General features: G+C 61.9%; 17 protein-coding genes. 6 read left to right on the forward strand and 11 right to left on the reverse strand.

What is annotated here, in order from left to right; genetic code table 11:
- Window positions 1-51: 51 nt before the first annotated feature.
- The 7 genes from asnB to ACX3P0_RS14820 all read right to left on the reverse strand — a co-directional run bounded on the left by asnB (window position 52) and on the right by ACX3P0_RS14820 (window position 8,264).
- On the reverse strand, window positions 52-1,533 hold the full coding sequence (gene asnB / locus ACX3P0_RS14790) for an asparagine synthase (glutamine-hydrolyzing) (RefSeq protein WP_459089584.1): 1,482 nt from the start codon (window positions 1,531-1,533) through the stop codon (window positions 52-54).
- 217 nt (window positions 1,534-1,750) lie between these two features.
- Window positions 1,751-2,644 (reverse strand): sugar phosphate isomerase/epimerase family protein, encoded by an 894-nt coding sequence (locus ACX3P0_RS14795; protein ID WP_459089586.1) that lies wholly within the window; start codon window positions 2,642-2,644, stop codon window positions 1,751-1,753.
- Between the two features lie 28 nt (window positions 2,645-2,672).
- Complete coding sequence (locus tag ACX3P0_RS14800; protein ID WP_459089588.1) at window positions 2,673-4,280, reverse strand: FGGY-family carbohydrate kinase; 1,608 nt, start codon at window positions 4,278-4,280, stop codon at window positions 2,673-2,675.
- A 19-nt stretch (window positions 4,281-4,299) separates the two neighbouring features.
- A complete protein-coding gene (locus ACX3P0_RS14805) occupies window positions 4,300-5,028 on the reverse strand; it encodes an SDR family oxidoreductase (RefSeq protein ID WP_459089590.1) in 729 nt (242 codons plus the stop codon).
- Window positions 5,029-5,050: 22 nt separating this feature from the next.
- Entirely contained in the window at window positions 5,051-6,292 is a 1,242-nt protein-coding gene (locus ACX3P0_RS14810) for a sugar ABC transporter permease (RefSeq protein ID WP_459089592.1), read from the reverse strand.
- On the reverse strand, window positions 6,289-7,113 hold the full coding sequence (locus ACX3P0_RS14815; protein WP_459082246.1) for an ATP-binding cassette domain-containing protein: 825 nt from the start codon (window positions 7,111-7,113) through the stop codon (window positions 6,289-6,291). The genes ACX3P0_RS14810 and ACX3P0_RS14815 overlap by 4 nt, the downstream gene beginning before the upstream one ends.
- Window positions 7,114-7,217: 104 nt before the next feature.
- On the reverse strand, window positions 7,218-8,264 hold the full coding sequence (locus ACX3P0_RS14820) for an ABC transporter substrate-binding protein (RefSeq protein ID WP_459082247.1): 1,047 nt from the start codon (window positions 8,262-8,264) through the stop codon (window positions 7,218-7,220).
- A 232-nt stretch (window positions 8,265-8,496) separates the two neighbouring features.
- Here ACX3P0_RS14820 and ACX3P0_RS14825 point away from each other — a divergent pair, with 232 nt between their 5' ends.
- Entirely contained in the window at window positions 8,497-9,534 is a 1,038-nt protein-coding gene (locus tag ACX3P0_RS14825) for a LacI family DNA-binding transcriptional regulator (protein ID WP_459089594.1), read from the forward strand.
- A 96-nt stretch (window positions 9,535-9,630) separates the two neighbouring features.
- On the opposite strand, the gene ACX3P0_RS14830 is transcribed toward ACX3P0_RS14825, so the two are convergent.
- The 4 genes from ACX3P0_RS14830 to ACX3P0_RS14845 all read right to left on the reverse strand — a co-directional run bounded on the left by ACX3P0_RS14830 (window position 9,631) and on the right by ACX3P0_RS14845 (window position 13,066).
- Window positions 9,631-10,890 carry an ABC transporter substrate-binding protein gene (locus ACX3P0_RS14830; RefSeq protein WP_459089596.1) on the reverse strand — a complete coding sequence of 420 codons (1,260 nt, stop codon included), beginning with the start codon at window positions 10,888-10,890 and terminating at the stop codon, window positions 9,631-9,633.
- A gap of 62 nt (window positions 10,891-10,952) precedes the next feature.
- The gene (locus ACX3P0_RS14835; protein ID WP_459082250.1) at window positions 10,953-11,999 is read right to left on the reverse strand and encodes an aldo/keto reductase; all 1,047 of its coding nucleotides are present in this window, start codon (window positions 11,997-11,999) and stop codon (window positions 10,953-10,955) included.
- Between the two features lies 1 nt (window position 12,000).
- Window positions 12,001-12,345 carry a TIGR04076 family protein gene (locus ACX3P0_RS14840; protein WP_459089598.1) on the reverse strand — a complete coding sequence of 115 codons (345 nt, stop codon included), beginning with the start codon at window positions 12,343-12,345 and terminating at the stop codon, window positions 12,001-12,003.
- The gene (locus ACX3P0_RS14845; RefSeq protein ID WP_459082252.1) at window positions 12,329-13,066 is read right to left on the reverse strand and encodes a GntR family transcriptional regulator; all 738 of its coding nucleotides are present in this window, start codon (window positions 13,064-13,066) and stop codon (window positions 12,329-12,331) included. The genes ACX3P0_RS14840 and ACX3P0_RS14845 overlap by 17 nt, the downstream gene beginning before the upstream one ends.
- A gap of 146 nt (window positions 13,067-13,212) precedes the next feature.
- On the opposite strand from ACX3P0_RS14845, the gene ACX3P0_RS14850 reads away from it, so the two are divergent.
- The 5 genes from ACX3P0_RS14850 to ACX3P0_RS14870 are packed head-to-tail and all read left to right on the forward strand — an operon-like array spanning window position 13,213 to window position 18,106.
- Window positions 13,213-14,004, forward strand: coding sequence for an ABC transporter ATP-binding protein (locus ACX3P0_RS14850; RefSeq protein WP_459082253.1), 792 nt, complete (start codon window positions 13,213-13,215; stop codon window positions 14,002-14,004).
- Entirely contained in the window at window positions 14,004-14,747 is a 744-nt protein-coding gene (locus ACX3P0_RS14855; protein ID WP_459082254.1) for an ABC transporter ATP-binding protein, read from the forward strand. The genes ACX3P0_RS14850 and ACX3P0_RS14855 overlap by 1 nt, the downstream gene beginning before the upstream one ends.
- Window positions 14,744-15,655, forward strand: coding sequence for a branched-chain amino acid ABC transporter permease (locus ACX3P0_RS14860; RefSeq protein ID WP_459082255.1), 912 nt, complete (start codon window positions 14,744-14,746; stop codon window positions 15,653-15,655). The genes ACX3P0_RS14855 and ACX3P0_RS14860 overlap by 4 nt, the downstream gene beginning before the upstream one ends.
- On the forward strand, window positions 15,652-16,644 hold the full coding sequence (locus ACX3P0_RS14865) for a branched-chain amino acid ABC transporter permease (RefSeq protein WP_459082256.1): 993 nt from the start codon (window positions 15,652-15,654) through the stop codon (window positions 16,642-16,644). Before ACX3P0_RS14860 ends, ACX3P0_RS14865 begins: the two co-directional genes overlap by 4 nt.
- Window positions 16,637-18,106, forward strand: coding sequence for an aldo/keto reductase (locus ACX3P0_RS14870; RefSeq protein WP_459089600.1), 1,470 nt, complete (start codon window positions 16,637-16,639; stop codon window positions 18,104-18,106). The genes ACX3P0_RS14865 and ACX3P0_RS14870 overlap by 8 nt, the downstream gene beginning before the upstream one ends.

Here is an 18,106-nt window from a genome sequence, read left to right on the forward strand (position 1 = left end):
TTCCGGGGCATAGGGTGAATGTTGCCTGAACTGTGGGTTAACCTTAAATTGCTACGCTGCCACGCGATCAGCGACCCAGCGTCCGGCGTTGGCGAGAATGAGGTCGGAATCGATGAATCGCTCTCGCAGGATCTTCTCGTAAAGCGCCCCTTCCTGCCCACGATCTATTTCACCGGTCTTGCCGATGAGTATTTGCAACGCCTCCTGCAATGCCGCCACGGTCCCCGAGCCTTCATCGAATTGCGCCTTTTTGCGCCAAACCAGGCTCTCGGGCAGCAGGTCCGCACAGGCTTTTCGAAGCAACCATTTCTCGGTGGTAGGTCCGGTAGATTCGGTCATATCGGGATCGGTTCGGCGCAACTTCAGCGCTGCCGGGATCGATTGCGCGAAATCGATAAGGTTCCGGTCCAGGAATGGCGTTCGCGCTTCCAGCGATTCCGCCATCGAAATCCGATCGACACGTTGCAGGTTGATGTTGTGCATAGCTCCAAGACTGCGCGTCAGTTCGTCGGCTAGTGCCCGAGGATCATCGACATAGGCGTGTTGATAGGTATAGCCCGCGAAAAGCTCATCGGCGCCCTCCCCTGTCAGCACGGCCTTGACCTGGCGTCGTGCAAGTCTGGCTGCGAACAAGGTTGGAATGGCGCTGCGCACCAGGTCGATATCTGCGCTTTCGAGATGGTAAATGACGTGGGGCAGGTTTTTCACCACATCATCGGCGGTAAAAATATACTCGCTATGGTCCGAACCGATATGAGCGGCGACCGCTTTGGCTGCGATCAGATCGGGGGAGCCGGCAGTACCAACGGCGAAAGTCTTCAGTGGCGCCTTACCGGTCTGTTGAAGCTGGCGCTGTGCAAGCGCCGCCATGATCGAACTGTCAAGGCCGCCCGACAGGAACGAGCCTACTTCGACGTCGGCAACCATCCATTTGGCGACCGCAGCCTCGATCACCAGACGCAGTTCACGCGCAGTGGCGTCGACATCGAGGCCGGGTTCTGCCTGTGCCGCGCCTTGCGGCAAGCGATACCACTGGCGCCAACCGTCGCGGCTGTCATAAAGCGTACCGGGCGGAACCGCCTCGATCGCACTCAGGCCCAGTCCATCGAAGGCCTTCAGCTCAGAGGCGAATGCGAGCCCCTCGCCAATGTGCGCCATGTAGAGTGGCTTAATACCGAGAGGATCGCGGGCGGCGACAATGCGATCGGGTGTGGCCAGCACGAAGGCGAACATCCCATCCAGCCGGTCAATCCAGCGGGAGTTCTTGGTACGGAACAGATGCAGGATGGTTTCACTGTCACTGGCAGTCTGGAAAAGATCCTCCCCAAGGACGGCGCGAAGGTCGGCATGATTGTAGATCTCGCCATTGGCGATCAGCATGTCCGTGCCCTGAAGGATCGGCTGCGCACCGTCCTGGGGTCCGATTATGGATAGCCGACAATGGGCCATGATGACCGGCGCACCTTCAAGACTGGTGACTTGCGTCGCATCGGGGCCGCGATGAGCGATCTTGGCGATCATGCCCGCGGCCATGTCCTCGTCTCCCACATTCCACAAACAGACCAGACCGCACATAACGTTTTCCTTTTTATTTGGTCGCAACGGTCGCCTGGCGGACATGCAGGATGCCGAAGAAACGATGGGCGGAGCGAAATCCGTCCCGGTATTGCCGCCTTGGTGGAGCCGTAACTAAAAACAGTGCAATGATTGCCCCTCCCCTAAAGCGTGACAAGTCCAGACACGACCTGCTTCATCCCGGCAGAGACGCGACCCGCGATACCGCATTCGCGGCGGCGATCATCTGCGCCTGCGTGTACATCTTGGCGTGCCGGACGAGGTCATCGCCATCCTCCCATGTCTCGCGCCAGATACCCAGTATCCCGGTAAGGGGTTGGCCCACGACCCGCGACGAGAACGATTCATAGGTGATAGGGCCTTCATAGCCGACACGCGCAAGCGCCCGGAAAATGGATTTCAGGTCGATCGACCCTGTTCCCATATAGCCGCGATGGCTTTCACCGGTATGGAAGTAGCCCAGATAGTCACCGGTCGCATGGATCGCCGCGACAGCATCGGCTTCCTCGATATGCATGTGATAGACGTCGAGGTGAACCTTGACGTTCGCGGCGCCGACGCGGCGACAGTATTCCACCCCCTGGGCTGCGGTGTTGAGGATATTGCTTTCGTAGCGGTTGACCACTTCCATCCCCAACGTGATGCCGCTGGCGGCGGCCTTCTCGGCCACGCGCGCCATCACCTCGATCGAGGAGGCAACCCCCTTTGCGGTTGCCGGTTCCGCGTATTTCTGGAACGCCGAATAGAGGATGCCGCTGACATGCGTGGCGCCGAGGTCTCGGGCGATGGCGACGACATCGGTCAGATGCTGTTCGCCGGCCTTGACCCGCGCGGCATCGGTCGAGGAAATATCCTTCTGGGCATCCAGGCCCAGCGACATCGTCACGCCTATACCGGCCTGCTCCAGCTTCTTTAGGGTGTGGTCGACGTTGATGGTCAGAAGGTCCATCGCCGAGATTTCGATCAGGTCGAAGCCGAATTCCGCTGTCTTGTCGATGGCGCGGCTTGCTTCATCCTCGCTCCAGCCGGCGACCCAGACATTGGCATGCAAGCCGAGACGGTTTTTCATTCTGTGCTTCTCCATGGGAGCGTTGAAGTCAGCGTATATCGCGCGCCAGCGACTGCAGCCCTTGAAAGGCATCGTAGCGCTTGCCGTGGATGGCTGCGATTTCGCCACCGGCGGGCAGGCAGGCCTCGCCCGCATGGCTCAAGGCGGCCATCGCGCCGCCAATGTCGGCAAACAGGTTTGCGGCCACCGCGCCCAGCGTCGCAGCGCCCAGCAGGACGGGTTCGCTCGCGCTTGTCGCCAGAACGGGGAACCCCGTCGAATCCGCCAGCATTTGCCGGATCAGCGGGGATTGGCCCGCGCCGCCGGAGATGACGATTTTTTCGATCGGCGCGCCGGCTTTCGCCTGCGCCTCGATGATCTGGCGCAGCCCGTATCCGATACCGCTGACGCCGGCGAGATAAAGCTTCGCCAGGCTTTCCAGGTCCCTTGCCATGTCGAGCCCGACGATCACCGCGCGCGCGTCCGGGTCGGCATAAGGGGCGCGATTGCCGAGGAATTCCGGCACGACGTGCAGGCCGGCGATTTCGCGGATGGTCTCGGAGACGGAATGTCGGCTGGTCAAAAGTTCTGTCAGCAGGTCGGGAACCGAGATGCCGCGCCGGTCGGCCTGTTCGTGGGCCTCGTGGCTGGCCGGATGGCTCGCGATCAACTGGTCGATCGCCGCGCCGGCTGCGGACTGCCCGCCCTCGTTGAGCCACATGCCGGGGACCATGGCAGAAAAATACGGACCCCATACGCCGGGGACGAAGACCGGGGCTTCGGTGGAGGTCATCGTGCAGGAGGACGTGCCGAAGACATAGGCCATGTGGGTGGCCGGGTTGTCCTCCACCCCCACGGTGCCGATGCCGCCGGCATGCGCGTCGATCATCCCGGCCGAAACCGGGGTGCCCTCGGCGAGACCCAGTTCGGCGGCGGCTAAAGCCGTAAGCCCCGTTCCGAGCGCCGTGCCCGGTTCGACCGCCCTGTCGCCGATGCGGCGGAAATTTTCGGCAGCCAGCTCGCCCAGCCCGATCTGCTCGAAATAGCTCGGGTCCCAGCGGCGTTCATGCGCCAGATAAGTCCATTTGCAGGTGACCGTGCAGGTCGAACGCGCCAGGTCGCCGGTGGCTTTCCAGGTGAGAAAGTCGGCTAGGTCGAAGAATTGCCACGCTCCGGCAAAGATTTCCGGCCGGTTCTCCTTCAGCCACAGCAATTTCGGCGTCTGCATCTCGGGGGAGATGCGGCCGCCGACATATTTGAGAACATCGTGGTTCAAGGCATTGATGCGGCTTGCCTGATCGGTGGCGCGGTGATCCATCCACACGACGATGTCGCGCGCCGGAACCTCGGAGGGGCCGACAGGCAGCGGCGCTCCCCCCTGCCCCAGCACGACCAGCGAGCAGGTCGCGTCGAAGCCTATGCCGGCGATCCGGGCAGGCTCGACAGCGGCCTTGGCTATGACCTCGCGTACGGTGCCGCAAACCGCCGACCATATCTGCGTCGAGGATTGCTCCACCATCGGCGCGGGTTCGCGCCAGGTTGTGATGTCGGCCTTGGCTGACGCCAGCATGTTGCCGGCGAGATCGAAGAGACCCGCGCGCGCGCTCCCCGTTCCGACATCCACACCAAGGATGAGGCGATCGTCCGGCGATGTCATTTCCACCAGCCTTGCTTGGTCACAGGTCGAGACTGCTCGGAAGGATCACCAGATCGCGGATGGTCACGTTGCGCTGGCGCGTAAGCATGAACAATACTGCCTCGGCGACCTCCTGCGGCTGCATCAGGCTTCCGTTCGCAAGCGCTTCTTCCATCTTGGCCTTGGGCCAATCGTCTAGCAGGGCCGTCACCACCGGGCCGGGAAGAACCGCGCCCACCCGCACCCCATGCGGCGCGACCTGGCGACGGGTCGCATGCACGAAGGCCTGAACCGCATGTTTGGAAGCCGTGTAGATCGGCTCCCAGACGACGGGAATGACGCCGGCCACCGACGACGTGAAAAGAATGTCGCCGGAGCGCTGCGCGATCATGTGCGGCAGCACCGCATGAACGGAACGGAAGGCGGCATTGATGTTCAGGTTCAACATCCTGTCCCAGGCGTCGGGGTCGCCTTCCGCGACGGCTCCGCCGATATAGGCGCCGGCATTGGCGTAGAAGACATCGAGGCGACCGGCCGCTTCGAGAATGCGCGGCAGAATGCCCGAAACCTGCGGACCGTCGAGAAGGTCCACCACCAGCGGCAGCGCGTCGGGTCCGATCTCCTTGCAAAGGGACCGCAGACGGTCTTCGGCGCGGTCGATCATCACGACTTTCGCGCCGGCGCAAACCAGGGTCCGGGCACAGGCCAGGCCGATGCCGGAAGCGGCTCCGGTGATGGCGACGACCTTGCCCTTCATCGATTCGTTCATTTTATTCTCCGTCATTTCTCGGTCAGCCTCGGCCATGCGTCGCACGCGACCGGCGGGCCAGGGAGTCGACGATCACCGCTATCGCCAGAACGCCCCCGGTGATCATGTAGCGAAGGCTCGACGAAAGATTGAGAAGCGTCAGCCCGTTGGAAATGGCCTGGATGACAATGATCCCCAGCAACGCCGAATAGGCGCTGCCGCGTCCGCCAAACAGGCTGGTGCCGCCGATGACGGCCGCCGCGATCGCGTTCAAATTGACGTCACCGGTGCCGGCCTGCTGGCTCGACGACGCCAGGCGCGCCGCCGACAGCATCCCGCCCAGGGCGGCCAGGGTGGAGCACAAGGCGAAAGCGGAGAGATAGATGCGCTTGACGTTGATGCCCGAACGGCGGGCCGCCTCGCGGTTGCCGCCGACGGCGAACATCGAGCGCCCCCATTTGGTGCGGGTCAGGGCATAATTCAGCACCACGACCAGCAGGACAAAAAGGCCGAACATCCACGGCACGCCGCGGCCCCGATTGAGATACCACACGGCAAGCTCAAGCGCGCCGGTCAGCGCTCCCGCCTTGATAAGCAGCAGGGCCAGGGGTTGAGCCGTCAGCCCTACCGCCTTGCGGCGGCCTGCGACGTTCAGGCCCGCCACCAGCAGGACCAACCCCGGCACGAGAGCCGCCAGATGGGAGAACCAGGCAGGCATGATCAGAAGCTGCCCGAACTTCACCATCCATGAGGCGTAGGGAAGATTGATCGAGCCGCTTGGGCCGAGCAGATAGAGTTGCAGCCCGACGAGAGCGAGCAGGCCCGCCAGGGTCGAGATGAAGCTTGGCATTCCGATCCAGTTGAGCAGGCTCGCATAGAGCACGCCGATGAGCGCGCCCACGCCAAGCGCCAGCATGATTGCCAGAGGTAGCGGCAGGCCGAGATTGACCCACACGACGCCGACCAGCGCGGAGGCCAGGCCGCTCATGGAGCCGACCGAAAGGTCGATTTCGCCGAGCATCAGCACGCACACGATGCCGAGCGAAATAACGCCCACCGTCGCGCAATCGAAAAGCAGGTTCACCAGATTGTTCGGGGCCAGGAACAACGGGTTCAGGATCGAAAAGACGACGGAGATCAAGATGAGGCCGGCCGCGACCGGCAGCATGCCGAGGTCTCCCGAGCGCACCCGGTCCAGAAAGGAGCGGAGCGCGCCGGCGATGCTGTTGTCGTCGCGCAGCCGCTCGTCAGAGCGGTCGAGCGCGGTTGTGCTTTCCGGCTTCATGTGGATGCTCCCCCGATTTCCGTGGCCCCAAAACCGGTCGCTTTGCGCTCGGTTCGGCGCGAAACGGCGTTTTCGGTCGCGCCGGTAATCGACGCGACAAGATCCTGATTGCTCGTTTCCGGCGTAAAGACGCCGTTGTTGCGCCCGAGGCGCAAGACGACGATCCGGTCGGCGACGGCGCGCACATCTTCCATGTTGTGGCTGATGACGATGACGCCGAGACCGCGCTCGCGCACCCGTTCGATGAGGTTGAGCACCTCCGCCGTCTGCGCAACGCCAAGCGCCGCGGTTGGCTCATCCAGCATGATGATCTTCGGGTCCATGAGCAGCGAGCGCGCGATAGCGACGGTCTGGCGCTGCCCGCCCGACAGCGACGCCACCGGCTCGCGCACGGAAGGAATGCGCGCGGCAAGTTCCCTGAGCAGGGTCCAGGCGCGGACTTCCATCTGCACTTCATCGAGCCGAAGCGGGTTCAACTCGTGGCCGAGAAACAAATTGGCCACGACGTCCAGGTTTTCACAAAGCGCCAGATCCTGAAACACTGTCGCAATGCCGAGCTTCAGCGCCGTTGCGGGACTGTCGAGCGAGACCTGGCGTCCCATGAATTCGACGGAGCCGGACGTGGGCTGGTGAACACCGGCGAGAATCTTGATGAGGGTGGACTTTCCGGCACCGTTGTCGCCGACCAGCGCCACGACTTCGCCAGCGTGAACGTCGAGGTCGATGTCGGTGAGCGCGGAAACCGCGCCAAAGTTCTTTGAAATACCCCTGAGACTGAGGATCGGGCCGCCCGGCTGGGCTGCGTTCGTCACGTCGGTCATGTTTATCGCCTTCAATCGTTAGATTTGGGCTCGTCACCCGGCCGGTCGATGAACCGGCCGGAAGACGCTGGGGGAAGGCGTCTATGCGCCCTCCCCCTGTTCGTTCAGTTCGTGATGCCAAGCGCCTTGCAGCCCTCGGCGTATTCGCCGGTGCAGACCTGTTCCGGTGTCTGGATACCCTTGTCGAATATCTCGGCCTTGATGTTTTCCTTGGTGACGACGGCGGGAACGAAGAGTTCCGAAGGCGTATTGTACAGAGTGGTCTTCGCCTCGGGCGTTTCGCCGTTCAGAAGCTGCACGGCAACTTTCGCGGCGGCTGCCGCAACGATCTCGGAGGGCTTTGAGATCGTGTTGTACTGGTCGCCCGAGATGATCAGCTGGAGAGCCGCGATGATCGCGTCATTGCCGGTAACGGGAGGGACCGGATTGACGCCCGCTGCCTTGAAGGCGGCAATAGCGCCGCCGCCGGTGCCGTCATTGGCGGCGACGACACCCTTGATGTCCGCGCCAAAACGGGTGATCTGGCCGGCGGCCCACTGCTGAGCCTCGCTCGGCTTCCAGTCCGGCGTATCGAATTCCGCGAGCGTCTTGTAGCCGGAATCCTTGAGGCCGCGATGGATGCCGTCGCGGATCAGGCCGGCCGCCGCGTCGGTAGGCGATCCGTTGATCTCAAGCACGCCCGACCCCTCCGGCACGCCCGAGGCCTTCAAGTGGTCGACGAGCGACTTGGAGATGGCATAACCGATGCCTTCATTGTCGAAGGAAACATAGAAGTTGGCCGGAACGTCCGGAATGGGCCTGTCATAGGCGATTATCTTGACGTCCTGCGAATTCGCCAGCGAAACCAAGGCGGCCGCCGCGGAAGAGTCGACGGGATCGAGTACGATGACCTTGGCGCCCTGTGTAATAACCGAGTTGAACTGCTGCTGCTGCAGCGACATGTCGGCATTGGCGTTCTGATAGATAACTGTGCAATCCGGGCACAGCTTGCTCATCTCGGCCTTGAATCCGGGGTAATCATGTTCCTCGTAACGGGTCGATCCCTGGTCCGGCATCAGAAAAGCGACGGTCCCCTTGGTCTGGGCCATCGCCGTGCTACTCATCAGGACGCTCATCGCGCCGACTGCGGCAGAAATGATTAGGTATTTCATTGAATGTCTCCTCCATCGGGACGGGTTCGCCTCAATGCCGACATCCTGTGAGACACGCCCCAGGCACCCTGTCGCCACACATGGCCACAGACCAGCGAACACTTCCTCCCAGAAGTCGGAGCGGCGCAACTTAACCTTGCTCCATCGATTAAGCGGCAAGCTCAACCGATGGAGCTAACTTGCTATAGCCCTTGAAGGATGTCAAGCTGGCACCTAGATCAAAGGAAATCGATTGAGCGACCGTTCTCCAGTCTCCCGCAAACGTACAACAATCTACGACCTGGCGTCGTTGGCCGGCGCCTCGCCGACGGCCGTCAGTTCCGTGCTGAACGGCACATGGAAGAAGCGGCGCATCAGTGCTGCGCTGGCGGAAAAGATCGAGCGTATCGCAGGCGAGACGGGCTATGCGCCGAACACGCAGGCAAGCGGGCTGCGCCGCGAGAAATCCAATCTGATCGGCATGATCGTGCCCAAATACGACAACCGGTATTTTGGCTCGATCGTCGAACGCTTCGAAGCGATGGCGCGCGACCGGGGGCTGTTCCCGATCATTACCTGTACGCGGCGCGAGGCCGAGCTTGAAATCCAGGCGGCAAAGGAAATGATTTCGCACCAGGTGAGTTGCCTGATCGCCACCGGGGCCACCGACCCGGACCGCATTACGGAATTATGCGCCAATTCCGGCGTCCGCTCGCTCAATCTGGACTTGCCCGGATCGCTGGCGCCTTCGGTTATTTCCGACAACAGGGGCGGTGCCCGCGCGCTGGCGCGGCGCATACTCCAGGCTTCCCAGGCCGAGAGGGCTCCCGGCGAACCGCTCCTCTACATCGGCGGACGCTTGAGCGACCACAACACCGCCGAACGCATCCAGGGCTTCCGTGAGGCCCATTCGGAGTTCGGGGTCGCGGTCAGGGAAGAATGGATTCTTGCCGGCGGCTATTCTCCCGACAAGGCGGAAAATACGTTGCGCGACTATGCCGCCCGCCACGAAAGAATGCCGGCGGCGTTTTTCGTCAGTTCCACGATTACCCTGGAGGGCGTCATCCGCTGGCTGAAGGCGCGCGGTCTCCACGGTGACCGCCTGCCGCACATCGGCTGCTTCGACTGGGATCCGCTGGCCGAGGCTCTCAACGAGAATATCGTCATGCTGCGGCAGGACGTTCCCCGGATGCTCGATGAATTGTTTCGGCTTGTGGTCGACGGACACGACCAGGCGACGCGCATTGAAATCCCTACCCTGTTGGGGCCGGACTTCACACCGATCAGGTAGCAGAAATCATATGGCGGTGTGGCTAACCGCTCACTCGCGTCGAGCCGTCGGACGCACCAACCACCAGGATTGATGCGCCCTCGATAGCGAGTTCGATTATTTGGCGATTTCAGCCTTCACCTTCTCGACATCCGCAGCCGACATCTGGCCGACCGTTTCCACGACGCCGTCCTTGATCCGCCATAGGCGGAACGGGCCAGTAATATCGCCGTACTGGTCGAAGCTGACAGGGCCGATGACGCCTTCATACTTGATTGGCTTGCCTTCCTTGATCAGCGCCAGCGCCTTGGCGAACTGCTCCTTGCCGGCGTAGATCGGTTCGCCGTCATGAGCCACCACCTGCGGGATCGCCGCCTTGATAGCCGCTGATTCCGGCTTGCCTGCCTTCGCGATCGCCAGCGCGACAATCGCGCCGGCGTCATAAGACCGGTCGGCTGCGGGCGCATCCGGCTTGATGCCTCCGGAGAAGGCCTCGTATTCCTTGTAGAAATAATCGGACGAGGCGGTCTGGGCGGTGCCGGACGAAGTTCCATAGGCGTCGTTCAGATATTGCGCGCCGACCGCCTTGATGAAATCGTCCGAGTTCATGCCGTCATTCAGCAGGAACTTGGCCGGCGCACCGGCTGAAATCCACGCGCGGGCGATGGTTGATCCATCGACAGGATAGCTGACCAGGTAGAGCGCCTCGGGATCACCCGTCATTGCGGCGGTGACTTCAGCCGAATAGCTCGGCTGCTTCTCGTTGTAAGGAACCGTCGAGGTGATTGTACCGCCAAGCTTCTGATAGGCGATGGTGAATTCTTTCACCATGTTCACGCCGAAATCATTGTTGACGTGAATGATCGCGAGCTTCTTGAGACCCTGGTCCATCGCATATTTCGCGGCGGCCGTTCCCTGCAAGGCGTCGGAGGTGATCGTACGGAAGAAGACGCCGTTGGTCTTGCCGTCCATGCCCAGTTGCGTGAGGGAAGGAGAAGACGAGGCCGGCGAGATCTGGACAACATTGGCCGGACCGGTGACCGATGTCAGGATCGGCAGTGAGATCGACGAGATGATGCCGCCGATGATAACCGGCACCTTCTTGATATTGACGAGCTGATTGGCCTGATCCACGGCGACATTGCCCTGGCTTTGGCTGTCACGGGTGTCGGTCACCAGTTTGCAACCGTCAATACCACCAGCCTCGTTGAAATCTCTAAACGCCATCTCCACGGACTTGGCGCCCGCCTGGCCATAGGCTCCGGCAGGACCGGTCAATTCCATGACCAGGCCTATGGTTATGTCACAGTTCTCGGCCATCGCCGGAGCCAGACCGAGCGCTGACAGCACGGTCGTCACAAAAAGCAATTTCTTCATGTCTCTCTCCCCTTTTCGGCTGCGCTATGCAGCCATCATCCTTTGAATGCACGCATTCGTTCTCAGGCTTCACCCTTGTTCAGATTGTATTTCATGATGGCTCCGTGCTTGCTCGAACGATCGCGTTCGAGGCTGTACACGTCGCCCTCAAGCTCTCTTGCACCGGCGGTAACCCCGGCAATTTCCTCCTGATCCTGCTTGGTCAATGTCGTGGATGAAATCGCCAAATTCGAGGTCAGATGATCGCAGTTGCGAGCACCGACGATGACCGCGGCCACGGCGGGCTGGGACAGGGTGAAGGCGCTCGCAATCGTGGCGATGTCGACGCCATGTCGATCCGCGACGCGTCGCAGGGTCGTGAGCAGGGACTGGAACCGAGCCCAGCCGCCGGTATCGTCGATGATGAGCTTGTATTTGGTGAGCGAGCGGTTCTCGAAATCCTTGGGTTCGCTTTTGCCGAGCCAGCGGTCGCCCAGGAAGCCGCCGGCCACCGTGCCGTAGCACAGAAGCGACATGCCGTGTGTGGCGGCCAGCGTCGCCATCTGCTTGCGCGGCCGTGCGTCGAGCAAAGAGTACTGAACCTGCATCGTGGTGATCGGAATGCCGGCTGCGAACAAGTCCGACACATGCCGGCTATCGAAATTGGTTCCGCTGATCTTGTCGATCTTGCCTGCCTTGCGCAGCTCATTGAGCCAACCGGCGGTTTCAAGCCATCTGGGCTGTTGATAATCCCACCAGTGAAACTGAACGAGATCGAGCCGATCCATTTTCAGGCGGCGCAGCGATTGATCGATCACGCCTTCCACATCGGATTTGGCAATCCTCGCAAGCACATCAAGGTCGGGAACGAATTTGGTGTGGACCTTGATCCGTTCGAGTGCATCTTGCCCGCGAATGTCGCGATAGTGCATCCGGAAATCGCCAATCATTTCCTCGACGCCGGTATAGATGTCGGCGCAATCGAAAGTTGTAATGCCGGCGTCGGCGAAGGCTACCATGTCGGAAACGGGATCAGAGCCCCTGAGCGTACCGTGGCTGTCGGACAGCTGCCACCCGCCGCGAATGACGCGCGAGATTTCGTACCCGGGCGCGAGGCTTGTGCGTTGCATCTTAGTCACCCAAAGGAACGGCCGTCGTGTCGGCGTGGTTGAAGCGGCGCAGGCCAAGCCGGGTGATCCTCAGCCTTGAGCCGCAGTTAGGGTCCGGGCACGCAATCTCGGCGTCAGTGGTCATCCAGTCGTTTTGATGTGTCGGCCGTTGCTTGGCGGCAAGCAGCGGCAGCACGGCGGCCAGCGAGTAGATCGAAAAGCCCTGCCCCGGCGGCAGATGCATCAGCTCGCCATGAAGCTCGAAATGATCGCCGGGCCTGGCCCCGCAATAGATCGGCGCGCCTTCGGGCAGGACAACCTCGACGCGCAGATCAAAGAGTTCAAAGCTTTCATCGCGTTTGGGCAAGGTCCGCCTCCGTCGCGCCGTTCGAATCCAGCCATTCGCGGATCAGGTTGAAGGACTGGCTGATATCTTGCGTCAGGGCGTGAACGGCAGCTTTACAGTCGCGCCGCTTGATCGCATCCAGCAATTCCCAGTGAAAACGGGTCGCTGAAAGCACCGCTGTCGTGTCGTAGTCGCCCTTGTCGTAAAGGCGCGCCGCCACGTGGACGTAAGGGCCGGATTGCAGCCAGAGGCTTTCGACGATCGGAATAAGAACCTGGCTTCCCGCACAACGATAGATGGTGAAGTGAAACTCGTGGTTGATTTCGGAGGTGCGACGGACGCGGCGCGCATCGTTGGCTTCGAGAAACGCCTCTTCACTCTCCTTCGTCAATTCGCTCAGGCGCGACAGATCGGTATCCGCCAACCGATCCAATGCCAGTGAAATCAGTTCCCCCTCGACAAGGGCGCGGGCTCTCGCCAGGTCGTCAAGACGATCGCGCGTGACCAGCGGAACGCGCACGCTTCGATTGGGCAGCGCTTCCAGCGCCCGTTCCGATACGAGCCGCCCCAGAGCCTCGCGAACCGGCATCGTGCTCGTACTCAACGCTTCCGACAGGTCCTGAATGCGCAGGACCTGGCCGACGCCAAAACCGCCCAGGATCAGTGTCTTGCGCAACTCCGAATAGACACGATCATGCAAGGTTTCGCGGCCGACCGGCGAAATCGATGTCAAGACGTTCATGCCTGCTCCTCCCGGCGCAATCATCGGTCTCGTACGAGCCAATTTCTGCGGTCCCGTCAGCAAATTCGTACTTGCATAGTTTTCAATTGTAAAGTTTCATGATCAAACATCAAAGATCAAAAGCCGTCCGCTGGGAGGAGGCTGACTTGCAGGTGGATCGTGTCAGCCCTGGCGTGGGGCCTGTGATCGCAGCGCATGGTCTGGTGAAGGCCTTTGGCGGCGTTCGAGCCGTCGACGACATGTCGATCAATCTCGAGCGCGGCGAGATGATCGGCCTGATCGGACCAAACGGCGCGGGAAAAACCACCATGTTCAGCCTGCTTGCCGGCAGCCTCAAGGCTGACCATGGCAGGATCGAGGTCAATGGAACTGACCTGACCAATGCAGGAGCCGAGCGTCGCATCGGTGCAGGCATGGGCCGTACATTCCAGATCCCGCGGCCATTCCCGTCGATGACCGTATTGGAAAACGTCGTGGCCGGCGCACAGAACCAATCCGGCGAGCGCATGTGGATGAATTTTTTCAGGCCGGCCCGCGTGGCGGCGGAAGAGCGCGCGGCGATCGACAAGGCACGGTGCCTCATCGATTTCGTCACCCTGTCCCACCTTGAAGACGAGCCGGCGAGTGTTCTTTCCGGCGGCCAGCGCAAGCTGCTGGAACTGGCGCGTATTCTCATGTCCGACCCAGGCGTCATCCTGCTCGACGAGCCGGCCGCAGGCGTGAACCCCAGCCTGCTGGAAATCATCATATCGCGCGTGGTCGATCTCAACAGGCAGGGCAAGTCCATCCTGCTGATCGAGCACAACATGGACATGGTCGCGCGCCTGTGCAGCCGCGTCGTCGTGATGGCGACGGGTCGGCTTCTCGCTGAGGGCGCACCGAGCGAAGTCTCGCGAAATCCGATTGTTGTCGATGCCTATCTGGGCGGTGCGGCGTGATGAGCGAGGACGATCTGCCGGCGCTGGCTACGCAAGGACTGGTCGCCGGCTACGAACGCGACCAGCCGATCGTTCATGGGATAGACCTGACCGTTGCGTCCGGCGAGTTTGTTGTAATCCTGGGGCCAAACGGCGCGGGTAAGTCCACCCTGGTCAAGGCGATTGCCGGCGTCGTGCCAACCCATGCGGGAACGGTCTCGCTTGGCCGCATCGATCTCACGGACGTCCCGCCGCATCGCAAGATTCGGCACGGGCTGGCCTTCGTGCCGCAGACCGAAAACGTGTTCGCGACGCTGACCATTCATGAAAATCTGCAGATCGCCGCACAGTTGTTGCCGCCCAACGATCGCGCCAGGCGCATTGGCGAACTCTACGCAATGTTTCCCGATCTCGGCGAGCGCCCGGAACGGCGCGCTGGCGCGTTGTCGGGTGGACAGCGGCAGATGCTGGCGGTCGCTCGGGCGCTGATCGTCAAGCCGAATGTCCTGATGCTTGACGAGCCATCGGCTGGGCTTGCCCCGAAAATTGTCGGCGAAGTGTTCGCCCGGCTTCGGGAGATCAACAAGACTGGCGTCACGGTCGTGCTGGTTGAGCAAAACGTAAAAGCAGCCCTCGCGATCGCCGATCGCGCCGTCATACTCGTCGAAGGCAAATTGCGACATGAGGGCGATGCCGCCAGCCTGCTCGACGACCCCGTGATCGGCGAGCTCTATCTGGGCGTTCGGCACGGAGACGTACAATGAACCTTCAACCCATCATGGATGGGCTGATCTCCGGATCGATGATCGGCCTGGGTGCCATCGGCGTGACCCTGACCTATTCGATCCTGCGCTTCGCCAATTTCGGGCATGGCGAACTGCTCGCCTGGGGCGCCTACTTCGCCTTTATCGCCGCCGGCGTGCTGGGAGCCCTGGTGCCCGGCCTGCAAACGCCGATTGGTCCGTTCTCCTTCGGCTGGTCATTGCCTATTGCAACCATCGTAGCGGTGGTGCTCGCAGCAGCATTGGCTTTGGCGGTCGACTGGCTTTTGTTTGGACGCCTGCGGCGAAAGGGGAGCACCGTCATCATTCTGGTGATGGCAAGCTTTGGCGCAGCGCTGACCCTGCGCAGCCTGCTGGAGTTTCTCTTCACCTCGGCACCGCAATACTACACGACCAATCTGCAGATCGCGACGCGAATGGGAGCGGGATTGCGCGCCACGCCGGATCAGCTTCTATCGCTTGCCGTCACCGCCGTGCTGGCCGTTGCGGTCAACCTCATGCTGACGCGCACTTCCATCGGCCGCTCCATGCGCGCAGTCAGTGAGAATCCTCAGCTCGCCGCCATCGCGGGGATCGACACCCGCGACATCATTCGTTTTGTCTGGATACTTGGCGCAGCGCTGGCTGCCATCGCCGGCGTCACCGCCGGAGTGCTGGTGCAGATCAGGCCGCAAATGGGTCTGGACCTGCTCCTGCCGCTCTTCGCGGCGGCGATCCTGGGAGGTATCGGCAGCGTGCCGGGGGCGATGATCGCCGGCCTGATCGTCGGCGTCTCGGAAGCGTTGACGGTGCAGTATATCGGCGCCGAATGGCGTGCCGCCGTCGCGTTCGTCATCCTCGTGCTTGTTCTTTCTTTAAGGCCGCAGGGCTTGTTCGGGAGCAGAGCATGAGCATCGAACTCATCGCCTATGGCAGTTTCTTCCTCACCATGGCCCTGACCTACGCCATTATATGCCTCGGACTGAATGTCCAATGGGGACAGACCGGGCTGTTCAATGTCGGCATTACCGGCTTTGTCGCGATGGGCGCCTACGTCTCGGCATTGCTGACGACGCCGGACGATCCCAGCCGGTTTGGCGGCTTCGGCATGCCGATTGTGATCGGCTGGGCCGGGGCGGCCGGGGCGACGGCGCTGGTCTCGTTCCTGGTCGGGCTGCTGACCATTCGGTTGCGGGCCGATTATCTCGCTATCGCTACCTTCGGCGTCGGCATCGTCGTGCATCTCGCCGCACTCAACCTGCAGAGCATTACCGGCGGACCGTTCGGCATAAGCTTCATCCCACGTCCCTTCGCCAGCTACGCCAGCAATGGGGTCGTTTTCGGGCTGTTGAACCTTGGCGTGCTGATCGTGCTCGTTGGGGGTCTCTATTATCTGTTGCAGCGCCTGGCCCGAAGCCCGTGGGGCAGAGCGCTGCGATCGATCCGCGAGGACGAAACCGCCGCTCAGGCGCTCGGCAAGAATTCAATGTCATTCCGTTTGCAGGCCTTTGCGCTGGGCGGCGCCATCATGGGCCTGGCCGGCGCAGTCCAGGGACATTTCATCGGGTTCATCGCGCCGGAAAACTACCAGCCCATGCTGACCTTCCAGGTCTGGGCGATGCTCATCGTCGGCGGGTCCGGCAACAATCGCGGCGCGATCCTGGGCGCTGTCCTCGTTTGGGCGATCTGGGCGGCGTCGGCGGGGATCATCTCGTCCGTTTTCCCGCCGGGCGAACAGGCGCGCGCAGCAGCGCTGCAGATCGTGATGATCGGCGCTGCGCTGTGCGCCATCCTCCTCTACAGGCCGCGCGGCATTCTCGGGGAAGAGACAAGCATGTCGCGTGCTATCGAGCGGGTCAAACGGCGCTCCCGGGCGTCGGCGGAGGGTTCCAATGGGTAATGTTCCTGAGCGGGTTCTTCTTGGCGGGGAGCTTGAGATCAGTCGACTGGTGTGCGGGCTCTGGCAGGTAGCCGACATCGAGAAGAACGGCTCGACAATCGATCCGAATGTCGGCGCGGATTTCCTGCAAGCCTATGCGGACACTGGCTTCGACACTTTCGACATGGCCGACCACTATGGCAGCGCGGAGTTGATCACCGGCCAGTTGCTGTCCCGGTATCCGTCCCGCAATGCCCGCCCGAGAGCCTTCACCAAATGGTGCCCGGAACCCGGCGCAATGACCGCCAACATCGTGAGGCGGGGAGTGCAGGAGCGATTGGACCGTCTCGGCGTGGCGAAAGTCGACCTGCTGCAACTGCATTGGTGGACCTTTGAGCATCCCGCATGGCTGGACGCGCTGCATGAAATGAACCGGCTTCGCGAAGAAGGCCTGATCGGCGCGATCGGCGTCACTAATTTTGATGCCGCGCATTTGCGCGTGGCTCTGACAGACGGAATTCCTGTCATCAGCAATCAGGTCTCGTTTTCGCTGGTCGACAGGCGGGCGGCGAGCGATCTCAGTGCACTTTGCGCCGAGTTCGATGTCCGATTGCTCGCGTATGGCACGCTGTGCGGCGGGTTTCTTTCGGAACGCTGGCTGGGCAGGCCGGAGCCGGCGGACATCACCGACTGGAGCCGCCTCAAATACAAGCGCTTCATTGATGCCGCGGGCGGATGGGCATCCTTTCAGCACCTGCTCGAGACGCTGTCGCGGATCGCCCTGCGCCACGGTGTTTCGATTTCCAATGTAGCCAGCCGGTGGGTACTGGCGCAGCCGGCTGTCGCCGCCACGATCATCGGCGCACGCCTTGGCGAGAGCGAACATCGTGACGACAATTTGAAGGTTTTCGGCTTCGATCTCGACGCGGCCGACCGGGCAGCGATTGACGAGGCCTGCGCGCCTATGCCGATGATACAAGGCGATTGCGGCGACGAGTACCGCAAGCCGCCTTTCCTCACCGCATCCGGCGATCTCAGCCACCATCTCGAGACTATCGAGCCCGCGTTCAAGGCCGAGCCGATCCCTGGGGCACCGGGCCGACTGCGCGTTTCATCCGGCAGTATGTGGGAGCCGATAGCCGGCTACAGCCGCGCCGTCCGCGTCAACGACACCATCCGCGTATCCGGGACGACGGCCACGCATGGCGGCGCGCGAGGCGTTTCTCCGGGCGATGCCGCCGCCCAGACAACCTACATCCTTGACAAGATCCTCGCTGCGGTGGCGGCGCTCGGCGGCAAGCCCGAAGACGTGGTGCGCACCCGCATCTACCTGAAAGACGCTGAAAAATGGGAGTCCGTCTCGCGGGCGCACGGCCGGTTCTTCGGCGCCATCATGCCCGCCAATACCATGATCCAGGCCGGAAATCTGATCGGCGACTATGAGGTCGAGATCGAAGCGGAAGCGGTGGTCAGTTCGAATTGA

It is taken from the genome of Mesorhizobium sp. A556 (assembly GCF_054489545.1).